The organism is Streptomyces sp. NPDC093510 (genome assembly GCF_040683555.1).
GTDB lineage: Bacteria > Actinomycetota > Actinomycetes > Streptomycetales > Streptomycetaceae > Streptomyces.
In genome coordinates this window covers 104,644-117,908 of record NZ_JBFBEE010000005.1, presented here as the reverse complement: position 1 = coordinate 117,908, position 13,265 = coordinate 104,644, and the positions used below count along the sequence as shown (strand labels likewise).

The following is a 13,265-nucleotide window of genomic DNA, read 5'->3' as shown; positions in this document are numbered from 1 at the left end:
TCTGCTGCTGCAACCTGTTCCAGGTCCAAAGGCGCCGGGCCGGCCGTCCGTCGGCCGTCGATGGAAGGAGCACGGCACATGGGTGGGACCGAACACCTCACCGTGCGGCGCGAAGGCGCCACACTGATACTCACGCTGAACAGGCCCGAGGCGAAGAACGCCCTGTCGCTCGCGATGCTCGTGGGCCTCTACGACGGGTGGATCGAGGCCGACGAGGACGACGAGGTCCGCTCCATCGTGCTCACGGGCGCGGGCGGCTCGTTCTGCGCGGGCATGGACCTCAAGGCCCTCGCCGGCAAGGGCATGGAGGGCGAGCGGCACCGGGACCGGCTGACGGCCGACCCCGATCTGCACTGGAAGGCGATGCTGCGCCACCACCGCCCCCGCAAACCCGTCATCGCCGCCGTCGAGGGCTACTGCGTGGCGGGCGGCACGGAGATCCTTCAGGGCACCGACATCCGCGTCGCGGGCGAATCGGCGACGTTCGGGCTCTTCGAGGTGAAGCGGGGGCTGTTCCCGATCGGCGGCTCGACCGTCCGCCTCCCGCGCCAGATCCCCCGCACGCACGCCCTCGAAATGCTGCTCACCGGGCGTCCGTACGCGGCGGCCGAGGCCGCGTCGATCGGCCTGATCGGGCAGGTCGTGCCGGACGGCACCGCGCTGGACAAGGCCCTCGTCATCGCCGAACAGATCAACGCGTGCGGGCCACTGGCCGTGGAGGCGGTCAAGGCATCCGTGTACGAGGCGGCTGAGCTGACGGAGACGGAAGGGCTCGCGGCCGAGTTGAAGCGGGGGTGGCCGGTCTTCGACACGGCTGACGCGAAGGAGGGTTCCCGAGCCTTCGCGGAGAAGCGGGCGCCCGTCTTCCGGCGCGCCTGAGTCGTGTCACGTCCGCGGGCTGTTTCCGGCCCGTCGTACGTCCTCGCGCCCCTGCCGGGCGCCGCCTCCGTTCCTCCAGCAAAAGGAGTTCGCTGATGGCATCCGCTCCCTCACCGGAGGTGCTGCGCGCGCCTCTCGTCGTCGAGTTCCCCTTCACCCGCTCCCTCGGGCCCGTGCAGAGCGCCTTCCTGACCGGGCTGCGCGAGCGCACCGTGCTCGGGGTCAGGACCGGGGACGGCCGCACGCTCGTGCCGCCCGTCGAGTACGACCCCGTGACCGCCGAGGAGATACGCGACCTCGTCCAGGTCGCCACGACCGGCACCGTCACCACCTGGGCCTGGAACCACGAACCCCGCCGCGGCCAGCCCCTCGACACCCCCTTCGCCTGGGTCCTTGTCAAGCTCGACGGCGCCGACACCGCCCTGCTCCACGCCCTCGACGCGCCGGGCCCCGACGCCGTGCGCACCGGGATGCGCGTCCGGATCCGCTGGGCACCCGAACGCGTCGGCGCCATCACGGACATCGCCTGCTTCGAGGCGTACGAGGGGACCGCGGGGCAGACCCGGCCCGCCGCCCACAGCGGCGAGTTCGACGACGCCGTCACCGGGATCGTCGCGGCCGCACGGCTCGACTACACCTACTCGCCGGGCCGCGCACAGACCGCGTACATCAACGCGCTCTCCGCCCGCAAAACCGTCGGTGAACGCTGCCCGTCCTGTCAAAAGGTGTACGTCCCGCCCCGCGGCGCCTGCCCCACCTGCGGGATCGCCACGGCGGAACGGGTGGAGGTGGGACCGCGCGGCACGGTCACGACGTACTGCATCGTCAACATCAAGGCGAAGAACGCCATGAACGACGCCATCGAAGTCCCCTACGTCTACGCGCACATCGCCCTCGACGGCGCGGACCTCGCCCTGCACGCACGCATCGCCGGCATCCCCTACGACCAGGTCCGCATGGGCCTGCGCGTCGAACCGGTATGGACCGAGGGCGGCCGCTTTCCCGACCACTACCGGCCCACCGGCGAACCCGACGCCGACTACGACACGTACAAGGAGCTGGTGTAGATGGCGTCACGCAAGCCCTCCGTGCTGCGGCCCGCCCGCGACGTCGCCATCGTCGCGTTCGGGCAGAGCGACCACCGGCGCACCTCCGACGAGCTCTCCGAGGTGGAGATGCTCATGCCGGTGCTGCACGAGGTCCTCGCCGCCACCGGCATGAAGACCAGCGACATCGGCTTCACCTGCTCCGGCTCGTCGGACTACCTCGCGGGCCGGGCCTTCTCCTTCACGATGGCCCTCGACGGGGTGGGCGCCTGGCCGCCGATCTCCGAGTCGCACGTCGAGATGGACGGCGCCTGGGCGCTGTACGAGGCGTGGGTGAAGCTGCAGACCGGCGAGGCCGACACCGCGCTCGTCTACTCCTACGGCAAGTCGTCACCCGGCTCCGTACGCGATGTGCTGACCCGGCAGCTCGACCCGTACTACGTCGCCCCGCTGTGGCCCGACTCCGTGGCGCTCGCCGCGCTCCAGGCGCAGGCGCTGATCGACGCGGGGGAGACCGACGAGCCCGCTCTCGCCGGCGTCGCCCACCGCAGCCGTACCGACGCCACCGCCAACTCCCACGCACAGCTGACCGGTTCGGTCGAGCAGGGCGGGTATGCCGTACGACCCCTGCGCACCGGGGACTGCCCGCCGATCGGCGACGGGGCGGCGGCCGTGATCCTCGCCGCGGGCGAGCGGGCCCGGGAGCTCTGCGGGCGGCCCGCGTGGATACGCGGCATCGACCACCGCATCGAGGCGCACGGCCTCGGCGTCCGCGACCTCACCGACTCGCCGTCGACACGCCTGGCCGCCGAGCGCGCCGGCGTCCACGAACGCCCCGTCGACACCGCCGAGTTGCACGCCCCCTTCACCTCGCAGGAGATCATCCTGCGCAAGGCCCTGGAACTGACGGACGACGTCGCCGTCAACCCCTCCGGCGGCGCCCTCGCCGCCAACCCGATGATGGCCGCCGGACTCATCCGGCTCGGTGAGGCCGCCGCCCGCATCCACCGGGGCGCGTCGGACCGTGCCGTCGCCCACGCCACGTCCGGGCCCTGCCTCCAGCAGAACCTGGTCGCCGTCCTGGAAGGAGACACACGTGTCTGAGGGACCCGTGTCCAAGGAACCCGTGGCGGTCGTCGGGATCGGCCAGACCAAGCACGTGGCCGCGCGGCGCGACGTGTCGATCGCGGGCCTGGTCCGCGAGGCGGCTCAAAGCGCCCTCGTCGACGCGGAGTTGACGTGGGACGACATAGACGCCGTCGTCATCGGCAAGGCGCCCGACTTCTTCGAGGGCGTCATGATGCCCGAGCTGTATCTCGCCGACGCGCTCGGCGCCGTCGGCAAACCCATGCTCCGCGTCCACACGGCGGGCTCCGTCGGCGGCTCCACGGCACTCGTCGCCGCGAACCTCGTCGCGGGGCGCGTCCACGGCACCGTCCTCACTCTCGCCTTCGAAAAGCAGTCGGAATCCAACGCCATGTGGGGCCTGTCGCTGCCGATCCCCTTCCAGCAGCCCCTGCTCGCCGGCGCCGGCGGCTTCTTCGCCCCGCACGTGCGCGCCTACATGCGGCGCACCGGGGCCCCGGACACGGTCGGCTCACTCGTCGCGTACAAGGACCGCCGCAACGCCCTGAAGAACCCCTTCGCACACCTCCACGAGCACGACATCACCCTGGAGAAGGTCCAGGCCTCGCCGATGCTCTGGGACCCGATCCGCTACTCGGAGACCTGCCCGTCCTCCGACGGCGCCTGCGCGATGATCCTCACCGACCGTACGGGCGCGGCCCGTGCGCCCCGGCCGCCGGCCTGGATGCACGGCGGGGCGATGCGCAGCGAGCCGACGCTGTTCGCGGGCAAGGACTTCGTGTCCCCGCAGGCGGGCAAGGACTGCGCGGCCGACGTCTACCGGCAGGCCGGCATCGCGGACCCGCGCCGGGAGATCGACGCAGTCGAGATGTACGTGCCGTTCTCCTGGTACGAGCCGATGTGGCTGGAGAACCTCGGCTTCGCGGCGGAGGGCGAGGGCTGGAAGCTCACCGAGGCCGGTGTCACGGAACTGGACGGCGACCTCCCCGTGAACATGTCCGGCGGCGTCCTGTCCACCAACCCCATCGGGGCCTCCGGCATGATCCGCTTCGCCGAAGCGGCACTTCAGGTGCGCGGCCTGGCGGGTGAGCACCAAGTGGCGGGAGCACGCAAGGCACTAGGGCACGCCTACGGAGGAGGCGCGCAGTTCTTCTCCATGTGGCTCGTCGGCGCCGAACCGCCCACCACCTGACAGGGGCCGGTGGCGCCGGACGGATCGAGGTCCTGCCACCGCGGCCTGTCCGGCGCCCGGAGCGAAAGCTAGGCTGGCGCCCGACCGACGTATTCGGGAGGAGCACGGACGTGGCCGACAGCACCACTCAGCAGCATCCGCTCGCGGGCTGGGACAAGCCGGAGCTCGACCTCAGCACGGCGGACTGGCGATCGAGCAGCGAGGGCCGCGGCGACGTGGAGATCGCCTTCATCGAGGGTTTCGTCGCCATGCGCAACAGTGGCCGCCCGGAGAGTCCTTCCCTGATCTTCACCCCGGCGGAGTGGGGAGCCTTCGTCCACGGCGCCCGGGAGGGCGAGTTCGATCTGACATAGCGGGCGTGCGCCACGCTCAACGCAGCACCACGCAGCCCCGGGCGTCGAGGGCCCGCAGGACGTGGTCGCTGATGTGCACGTCGTTCCAGCGCAGGTCCAGTTTCTCCAGAGCGGGCAACTCCGCCACCCAGGCGGGCAGGTCAGTGAGGTGATTGGCGCGCAGGTCGACGCGGCGCAGCAGGGGCAGGCCGCGCAGGGCGTCCGGTACGTCCGTGAAGGCGTTCTCGCGCAGCTCCAGTTCGCGCAGCTCGGTGAGGCGGCCGACGCCCGTCGGGAGACGGGTCAGTCGGTTGCCGCGCAGCCAGAGTTCCCGGAGGGCGGAGAGTGAGCCGACCGACTCGGGCAGGCGGGTCAACTCGTTGTGCTGGACGCGCAGTTCCACGAGTCCGGCCAGGCCGCCGAGCGTCTCGGGGAGCGCCGTCAGACGGTTCTCGCCGACGTTCAGATACGCGAGCCGGGTGAGACGGCCCAGGGACGCGGGAAGCTCGGTGAGCGCGTTGTCGTGCAGATAGAGGAAACGGCTGAGAGCCGTGAGGTCGCCGAGCTCCTCGGGGACCGCGCGCAGCTTGTTGTGGCCGAGATCGAGGGTGTGCAGAGAGGTGAGCGTGCCGATGCGGCCGGGGAGCCCGGTGAGCGCGTTGTCGGGCAGGAGCAGCACCTTCAGTTCTGGACGCAGCCAGACCTCGTCGGGCACGTCGTCGAGGCCGGCGCGCCAGTAGTTCAGTACGGATCGGTCGGTCACGTTGGTCTCCGCGGTCGATGGTTGCGCCATTGTGCCCGGGGCGGAGCCTCGCGCCGGAATTCGGTCGCGGCGGCGCAGCGCGGCGGCTCCGTCGCTGGTCGCGCCGTTCCCCACGCGCGCGAGGCGCGCCCGCCCCCGCGCCGGAACGCCCCGCGGGCCACGTACCATGGGCGCATGTCCTTCCTCCGCCGCCGCAGCTCCGCCACTCCCGCGGGCCCGGACTTCGATGTCCTGGCCATGGACCCCGGTGACTGGCCCGGCAATCTCGGCGCGGGCCTGCTGCCCGCCCCCGACGGCAGCTGCCAGGGCGTCTTCCTGCGCTACGACCTGTTCGGCGGCCGCGGCCCCGCGATGATCATCGGTAACCTTCCCGAGGGCTCGCCCGCGCGCGAGACCGCCGAGGGCGAGGTCCCCTTCGAGGTGGCCCAGCTGCTCCTCGCCCTGGAGAACGACGAGGACATCACGGTCGTCTCCACCGAGGACGTGCCGGTGATGCAGGGCGACAACCTCCTCATCGTGCGCCGTCTCAAGCTCTCCGAGGGCCGGATCTCCTGCGTGCAGTTCGACCGCAGTGACAACGTCCTGGTGACCATCGCCGCCTGGGACCGGCCGATCACCGATGACCTGTACGCGCTCCTGAAGCCGCTGCCCGCGGAGCTCTTCCAGCAGGGCTGACGACCCGGCACCTCCCCGTCACGGGTACTGCCCCTCCTTTCTCCGTACTGCCCCGCTCCGCTTCAAGGAGCGGGGCAGTTTTGTGTCGTGCCCTTGCCAGCCCAGTCATCGGACCTTTAGCGTGACCGCTCATGACTCAGGGGATCACGCGAAGGACGACCATGAGGACCGCTCTCGGCGGTGCTGCCGCCATCGCGGCGAACGGTGGCACGCTCGGCGGCCCCCGGACGGCCTCAGCGGCTTCCGAAGACGCGGATCGTGACACATCCGATGACTTGTTGCTCTGGTACGACGCCCCCGCGGCCGACTGGGAACGCGAGGCCCTGCCCGTCGGCAATGGCGCCCTGGGCGCCATGGTCTTCGGCACCCTCACCTCCGAGCGGCTCCAGTTCAACGAGAAGACCCTGTGGACCGGCGGGCCCGGCTCCCGGGAGGGCTACGACTCCGGCAACTGGCGCGAGCCACGCCCCGGCGCCCTCGACGCCGTGCGCGACGAGCTCGACGAGAAGGGGCGGCTCGCCCCGGACGCGGTCGCGGCCGGGCTCGGCCAGGCCCGGCGCGGCTACGGCGCCCACCAGACCTTCGGCGACCTCCACATCGACGTGCCGGGCGCCCCGGCCGTACCCGACGCCACGTACCGCCGCGCCCTCGACCTCGGCCGGGGCCTAGCGACTGTCACGTACCTCCACGAACAGGCGCGACACCGAAGGGAGTTCTTCGCCTCGTACCCCCATGGGGTGATCGTCGGCCGGCTCTCCGCCGACCGTCCCGCGCAGGTCACCTGCACCTTCCGCCACACCTCGCCCCGCGCCGACCGCACCGCGAAGGCGAGCGGCGACCGCATCACCGTACGGGGCGAACTCGCCGACAACGGGCTGAAGTTCGAGGCGCAGCTGCGCGTCCGGCACCGGGGCGGCACGAGCGTCGCGAACGACGACGGCAGCGTCACGGTGACCGGCGCCGACCACGTCTGGTTCGTCCTCGCCGCGGGCACGGACTACGCCGACACCTACCCCGGCTACCGGGGCGAGGACCCGCACGCCGCCGTGTCCCGCACCGTCGACAAGGCGGTGGCGGCGGGCCACGGCACGCTGCGCGCCCACCACCTGCGCGACCACCGTGCCCTCTTCGACCGCGTCACCCTCGACATCGGTCAGGCGCTGCCCGCGGGCGTGCCCACCGACCGGCTGCTCGAGCAGTACGGGACAGGGGCGGGCGACACCGCCGACCGGGCCCTGGAGGCGCTCTTCTTCCAGTACGGCCGCTACCTCCTGATCGCCTCTTCGCGCGCGGGATCGCTCCCCGCCAACCTCCAGGGCGTCTGGAACAACAGCACCACCCCGCCCTGGGCGGCCGACTACCACACCAACATCAACCTCCAGATGAACTACTGGCTCGCCGAGGCCGCGAACCTCGCCGAGACGACCGCCCCGTACGACCGCTTCGTCGAGGCGCTGCGCGCGCCCGGCCGGCGTACGGCCCAGGAGATGTTCGGCAGCCGCGGCTGGGTGGTGCACAACGAGACCAATCCGTACGGCTTCACCGGCGTCCACGACTGGTCGACGGCGTTCTGGTTCCCCGAGGCCGCCGCCTGGCTCACCGCGCAGCTCTACGAGCACTACCGGTTCGGCGGCTCCACGGACTATCTGCGCACCACCGCGTACCCGGCGATGAAGGAGGCCGCCGAGTTCTGGCTCGACAACCTGCGCACCGACCCACGCGACGGCACCCTGATCGTCACGCCCAGCTACTCGCCCGAGCACGGCGACTTCACCGCGGGCGGCGCGATGGCCCAGCAGATCGTCCACGACCTGCTCACCAACACACTGGAAGCCGCCCGCGTGCTCGGGGACTCGCCGTCCTTCCGTGCCGATCTCGAGAAGACGCTCGACGCCCTCGACCCCGGGCTGCGGATCGGCTCCTGGGGGCAACTCCAGGAGTGGAAGGCCGACCTGGACGACCGGACGGACGACCACCGGCACGTCTCCCACCTGTACGCACTGCACCCCGGCCGGCAGATCGAGCCCGGCAGCACATGGGCCGAGGCGGCGAAGGTCTCCCTCACCGCGCGAGGCGACGGCGGCACCGGCTGGTCCAAAGCCTGGAAGATCAACTTCTGGGCGCGTCTGCGCGACGGCGACCACGCGCACAAGATGCTCGGCGAACAGCTGAAGTCCTCGACGCTGCCCAACCTCTGGGACACGCATCCACCGTTCCAGATCGACGGCAACTTCGGCGCCACATCGGGCATCGTCGAGATGCTCCTGCAGAGCCAGCACGACGCGATCGAGATCCTGCCCGCGCTGCCCGCGACCTGGCCCGAGGGCTCGGTGCGCGGACTGCGGGCCCGCGGCGGCGCGACCGTCGACATCGACTGGGCGGCGGGCCGCGCCACCCGCGTCGTGTTGAAGGCCTCGCGCACACGCGAACTCACCCTGCGCGGCCACCTGTTCAGCGGCGGCACGAAAAAGGTCAGGGCGCGCGCGGGGGAGCGCTACGTCTTCGGCCGCTCGTGAACGCGCGGCGACCCGTCAGGCGTGGACGCCGATCATCCCGATCCCGTCGATCGCCGCCGGGGACAGCGCCGACTCGTCCAGGCCGGACAGGGGCATCCAGGCCACGGCTGACGTGGAGTCGTCCGTCACGGTGACCCGGGCGGGCCCCGGCGCGAGTTCGACGACGTAGAAGAGCCCCACCAGATGCCAGCTCACGCCGAGCCGGCGGGCCGAGTACGTCCGCGCGTCCACCAGACGCGCGGACACCACTTCGAGGCCGGTCTCCTCGTGCAGCTCGCGTGCGAGCGTCTCCTCCGGCTGCTCGCCCGGATCGATGCCGCCGCCGGGCAGATGCCACAGTCCGGGCTCGAACACCGGTGAGGCGTCGGAGAGTTGGGTCAGCAGCAGTTCGTCCCGCGCTGTGGCGACGGCGTACGCCGACACGCGCGATCGGACCTGATTCCCCACCTGTGCACCTCCGCAGTTTCCCACCGTGCGCTTCGAGACCCCCAGATCGTACGTCGGGTCCGAGCCCGCCCCCACGGCAGGCCCGGACCCGACCGTCCTCGAAGGTGCTACGAACCCGGCCGTGCCACCTGCACGTCCGCCGCCCGCACATAACCGATCCGGTGCCCGTACTGGATCACGTAGTACATGTCCTTGCCGCGCACCACCCTGTGCGGCGCGGTGTCGAAGGTCGGGGAGTAGAAGTACTCGCCCGGCACCTTGTCGCCCGCCACGTACTTCTGGCCCGCGAGGATCTTGTACGGCAGCGGGGAGACCGCCTGCACGGGGACGCCCGCCGGATAGGCCTCCTTCTCCGGGTACGCGCGCCCGTACACCGGGATCTCGGTCGCGCCGGCCTTCGGCGTCACCAGGAGCCCCTTCGCCGGGACCGCGGTGGGCTGCTTCGCCGGGTTCTTGAACCAGGCCTTCTGGCCGAGGTACCAGACGGCCGTCCAGTCGCCCTCGCGCCCCGCGACCGCGTACTGCTGACCGGTGGAGAGCCGCGCCCCGACGTCGTTCACGTCGATCGTGGAGGCCTGGCCGCCGGGACGCTTGCCGATGTCCTTGATCAGCGGCGCGTCGTCACGCGGCTCCGTGTGGACGCGCACCGCGGCCGAACCGTGCGGCACGCACTTCTCGCCGGGCTTGACGCAGCCCGTGTACTCGGGACGGTTCTTGGAGTACTCGGGCGCCACCGTCACCACTCCGCTGCCCGGACCCGCCGTGCGGTGGAACGGCTTGCCGAGCAGCTGGAAGTAGTGCTGCCAGTCCCAGTACGGCCCCGGGTCCGTGTGCATGCCCGGGATCGACGAGGGCACGGTGCCCTGGACGTTGTCGTGGCCGAGGATGTGCTGGCGGTCCAGCGGAATGCCGTACTTCTTCGCGAGGTACTTCACCAGCCGGGCCGACGAGCGGTACATCGCCTCCGTGTACCAGGTGTCGGGTGCGGTGAGGAAGCCCTCGTGCTCCAGGCCGATCGACTTGGCGTTCACGTACCAGTTTCCGGCGTGCCAGGCGACGTCCTTGGCCTTCACATGTTGGGCGATGTGGCCGTCGGTGGAGCGCAGGGTGTACTGCCACGACACGTAGGTGGGGTCCTGCACCATGTTCAGGACACCTTCCCACCTGCCCTCGGTGTCGTGGACGATGATCGAGTCGATGCTCTGGCTCTTCGGCCGGTCCGACAGGTCGTGGTTGCCGTAGTCCGGATTGCCGTTGGGGTCCTTGAACTCCTCGTACGGCGCGGGAATCCACTCGCACGAAACGGTCCTCGGGCACTCGGTCGGACCCGTGGGCGCCTTGCGCAGACCCATGCGCTTGAGCTGCGCGGCATCGGGCCTCAGGCCGGGCTCGGGCGCCAGCGCGACGCGCTGGCCCGCGTCCGTCGTGCGCCGCTCGCCGTCCCGGATCACGGCGAACACGTCATTGGCGTACGTGGCCGCGGTGGCCTCGTCGTCCGCCCCGGAGAAGCGGGCGATGGCGCCGTACCAGTCGGCGGGGTCGCCGCTCAGCGGTTTGCCGAGCTTGCGCTGGGCCGTCGCGAGCAGGGCCGCGCCGCCCTCGACGTTCGCGGCGGCGTCGGTGCGCAGTTCGTCGGCCGACCGGCCGGTCAGCTCGGCCGCGCGGGGCAACGTCCGCAGACGCGCCGGGAGTTCGGACTCATCGGGCACCTCGGCCCTGGGCGGCGGGGCCGGGCGCGAGGTGTCGCCGCGCGGGTCCTCCGTGCCCTCACTGTGGTGCGGGGCCGAGGCCAGGGCGGTGCGGGCGTCGGTGAGGTGCATGGGGCCGTAGCCCCCGGTGACGCTGGCCGCGCCGCCGTGCCCGTCCCAGCGCGACTGGAGGTAGGAGACGCCGAGCAGCACGCTCTGGGGAACGCGGTACTCGGCGGCGGCGGACGCGAAGGCGTTCTGGAGCCGCTCCGCGGGGGCCTGCTGGGAATCGCCGGACGACGGAGCCGCGCCGAGCAGCGGCACCAGCAGACCGGCCGACGCGAGGGCGCCCGCCGTTCTGACGGCACGTCTGCGCGCGGACGAGGTACGGGCGGTGTCGGATCCTCGCAATGCAGCCTCCTGGGACTCCTGGGCCGATGAAGCGTGACGGGGCGTGCGGGGCCGGGCGTGCGTCAGTGGTACCGGCTCCCCGACGATCCGTCAATCATCCCCAGGGCAGGAGATTTCGCATGTCAGCGCCGGTCCCGGCGGGTCAGGGGCGGGTTTCCGCCAGAGGGGCCCCACCGCCTGCGGCGCGTCAGTGGCGTGGACCAATGAGCGGTGCGGAGATCCACCTGTTCGGTGGAGCGGCCGGGGGAGCGGCGGCCGGATTCAGTCCAGCGGCTCGGCGGCTTCACCCCCGCTCGACTCACGAGGCATGCGCGTCACGTCCAGACGCGGCCAGTCGGCCAGGTCACGCAACAGCTGCCGGTCATGGGTCGCGACCACGACGGCGGAGCTCGTGCCGAGGATCGCCTCGGTCAACTCGTCCACCAGCGCCGACGACAGATGGTTGGTCGGCTCGTCGAGCAGTACCGATCCGGGCCGCCCGGCCAGCGCCAACGCCAGGTCGAGACGCCGCCGCTGACCCTGCGACATCCGCCCGACCGGCGTGCGCATCGCGTCGCGGTCCAGCAGGCCGAGCGACCCGAGCGGGACGGCGTCGGCGTCGCGGAGCAGGCCACGGGCCACCAGCCGCCCCACGTGCCGGGCGTGCACCTCGCGGGCGGTGAGCCCGGGGTCCTGCGCGGCGGTCTCCTGGGTCACCCGGACGACCCGCGCCCCCGCCGCCGTACGGACGTAGCCGCCCGTGGGCGCGAGCGAACCGGCCAGCACCGCCAGCAGCGTGGACTTTCCGGCGCCGTTCGGCCCGGTGACGAGCAGCCGGTCGCCGCCGGACAGGGTCAGGTCGACGGGACCGGCGAGCCGCCCCTCGACCACGACGCCGTGCGCCCGCAGCTGCGGCGCGCCCGGCCTGACACCCGGGTCGGGCCACCGCAGGACCGGCGGCGGCTCCGGCACATCGATCCGGTGCGCCTCCAGGGCATCCTGCTGCCGCTTCAGTGCCTGGACCACACCCGGTGCCCGGGACTGGCGCTGGTGCTTGCCGGTGCCCTTGTCCGGCCGCCACCCCGTGGAGAGCCGGTCGCGGGCCTTCGACGCCGCGTCCCGCAACCGCCGGTGCTCTTCCTGCTGTTCCTCGTGGTCCTGCTCCCAGCGCTCGCGCTCGCGACGTCGCGCGTCCTGCCAGGCGTCGTAACCGCCGGCGTAGAGGCGCGCCCGCCCGTCGCGGGTGGGATCGAGATCGAGGAACCGGTCCGCGACGTCACGCAGCAGCGCCCGGTCGTGGCTGACGAGGGCGAGGCCGCCGTCGTGCTCCCGCAGCCTGCGGGTCAGGAAGTCGAGCCCGGCGGCATCGAGGTGATTGGTCGGCTCGTCGAGCAGCAGGACGTCGTGCCGCGCGCCGAGCAGGCACGCCAGCCGCACCCGATAGCGCTGTCCGACCGACAGCTCGGACAGCGGGCGTTCGCGGTCGGTGCAGGCGCCGAGGGCTTCGAGGGCGACGTCGACGCGGCGTTCGGCGTCCCACGCGTCGAGCCGGGTGGCGGCGTCGAGCGCGGACGCGTAGCGGCCGTCGGCCGTGGGGTCGCCCTCGGCCATGGCGAGGGTCGCCTCGTCCAGCGCGGCGAGGGCCGCGAGTGACGCGGTCAGCGCCTCGGACGTGAGGGTGCCGACGGTCTCGCCGTCCCGCGCGGACAGCTCCTGGCGGGCCAGGCCGATGGTGCCGACCCGGTGCACGGCGCCCTCGTCGGGGCTGATCAGACCGGCAAGGACGTGCAGCAGTGTCGTCTTGCCCCGCCCGTTCTCGCCGACGACGGCAGTCCGCGACCGTGCGGAGACGGTGAGCGAGACATCGTCCAGGACGTGCCGGGACCCCAGGGTGACGGTGATGTTCTCGGCGCGGATGTGCGCGCTGCCGCCCGCCTCGATGGGCAGAGAGCCGATGGGCAGAGAGGCGTTGGGCAGAGACGCGGCTTCGGGGAAGGTGGCTTCGGGGGAGGGGGTGAGGTTCACGGGTGCTCCGCAGCTCGCAGTGGAGCCGGGCAGCGGAAGGCGGCCGCCCGGCGGGAACCGGGACGGCGAGCGCTGACTCAGTGGAGAGAAGGCGCCGCCGTCAGCGGGCGGAGCGAACCTTCTGCGACCAGATACCTCGTGCCATGACAATCATGCTAACAGCGGGGCTTCTCGATCTCCTGGGGTTTTCCGGGGCGGTCCCGTGGTCGGCGCGCGGTCACCGGAA

General features: G+C 71.9%; 11 protein-coding genes. 7 read left to right on the top strand and 4 right to left on the bottom strand.

Translation table 11 applies throughout. The annotated features are described in order from the left end of the window. Window positions 1-78: 78 nt before the first annotated feature. The 5 genes from AB0N81_RS09785 to AB0N81_RS09765 all read left to right on the top strand — a co-directional run bounded on the left by AB0N81_RS09785 (window position 79) and on the right by AB0N81_RS09765 (window position 4,556). Window positions 79-879 (top strand): crotonase/enoyl-CoA hydratase family protein, encoded by an 801-nt coding sequence (locus AB0N81_RS09785; RefSeq protein WP_365357212.1) that lies wholly within the window; start codon window positions 79-81, stop codon window positions 877-879. 95 nt (window positions 880-974) lie between these two features. Next, window positions 975-1,946, top strand: a complete 972-nt coding sequence (locus AB0N81_RS09780; protein WP_365357210.1) for an OB-fold domain-containing protein — start codon at window positions 975-977, stop codon at window positions 1,944-1,946. Next, window positions 1,947-3,029 (top strand): thiolase domain-containing protein, encoded by a 1,083-nt coding sequence (locus AB0N81_RS09775; RefSeq protein ID WP_365357209.1) that lies wholly within the window; start codon window positions 1,947-1,949, stop codon window positions 3,027-3,029. A 7-nt stretch (window positions 3,030-3,036) separates the two neighbouring features. Beyond that, window positions 3,037-4,203, top strand: a complete 1,167-nt coding sequence (locus AB0N81_RS09770; RefSeq protein WP_365357495.1) for a thiolase domain-containing protein — start codon at window positions 3,037-3,039, stop codon at window positions 4,201-4,203. Window positions 4,204-4,313: 110 nt separating this feature from the next. Continuing rightward, window positions 4,314-4,556, top strand: a complete 243-nt coding sequence (locus tag AB0N81_RS09765; protein WP_365357207.1) for a DUF397 domain-containing protein — start codon at window positions 4,314-4,316, stop codon at window positions 4,554-4,556. Between the two features lie 16 nt (window positions 4,557-4,572). Here AB0N81_RS09765 and AB0N81_RS09760 read toward each other — a convergent pair whose 3' ends face one another. Next, window positions 4,573-5,328, bottom strand: coding sequence for a leucine-rich repeat domain-containing protein (locus AB0N81_RS09760; protein WP_365357494.1), 756 nt, complete (start codon window positions 5,326-5,328; stop codon window positions 4,573-4,575). 144 nt (window positions 5,329-5,472) lie between these two features. On the opposite strand from AB0N81_RS09760, the gene AB0N81_RS09755 reads away from it, so the two are divergent. Together AB0N81_RS09755 and AB0N81_RS09750 are read left to right on the top strand one after the other, a co-directional pair. Further along, window positions 5,473-5,973, top strand: a complete 501-nt coding sequence (locus AB0N81_RS09755) for a hypothetical protein (RefSeq protein ID WP_365357206.1) — start codon at window positions 5,473-5,475, stop codon at window positions 5,971-5,973. Window positions 5,974-6,134: 161 nt separating this feature from the next. Then, the gene (locus tag AB0N81_RS09750; RefSeq protein WP_365357204.1) at window positions 6,135-8,489 is read left to right on the top strand and encodes a glycoside hydrolase family 95 protein; all 2,355 of its coding nucleotides are present in this window, start codon (window positions 6,135-6,137) and stop codon (window positions 8,487-8,489) included. A 15-nt stretch (window positions 8,490-8,504) separates the two neighbouring features. Here AB0N81_RS09750 and AB0N81_RS09745 read toward each other — a convergent pair whose 3' ends face one another. From AB0N81_RS09745 to AB0N81_RS09735, 3 genes are all read right to left on the bottom strand, one after another. Next, window positions 8,505-8,936: an NUDIX domain-containing protein gene (locus AB0N81_RS09745; RefSeq protein WP_365357203.1), complete on the bottom strand. Its 432-nt coding sequence runs from the start codon at window positions 8,934-8,936 to the stop codon at window positions 8,505-8,507. 107 nt (window positions 8,937-9,043) lie between these two features. Next, the gene (locus AB0N81_RS09740; protein ID WP_365357201.1) at window positions 9,044-11,035 is read right to left on the bottom strand and encodes an N-acetylmuramoyl-L-alanine amidase; all 1,992 of its coding nucleotides are present in this window, start codon (window positions 11,033-11,035) and stop codon (window positions 9,044-9,046) included. A 261-nt stretch (window positions 11,036-11,296) separates the two neighbouring features. Beyond that, a complete protein-coding gene (locus tag AB0N81_RS09735) occupies window positions 11,297-13,039 on the bottom strand; it encodes an ABC-F family ATP-binding cassette domain-containing protein (protein ID WP_365357199.1) in 1,743 nt (580 codons plus the stop codon). Between the last annotated feature and the right edge of the window lie 226 nt (window positions 13,040-13,265).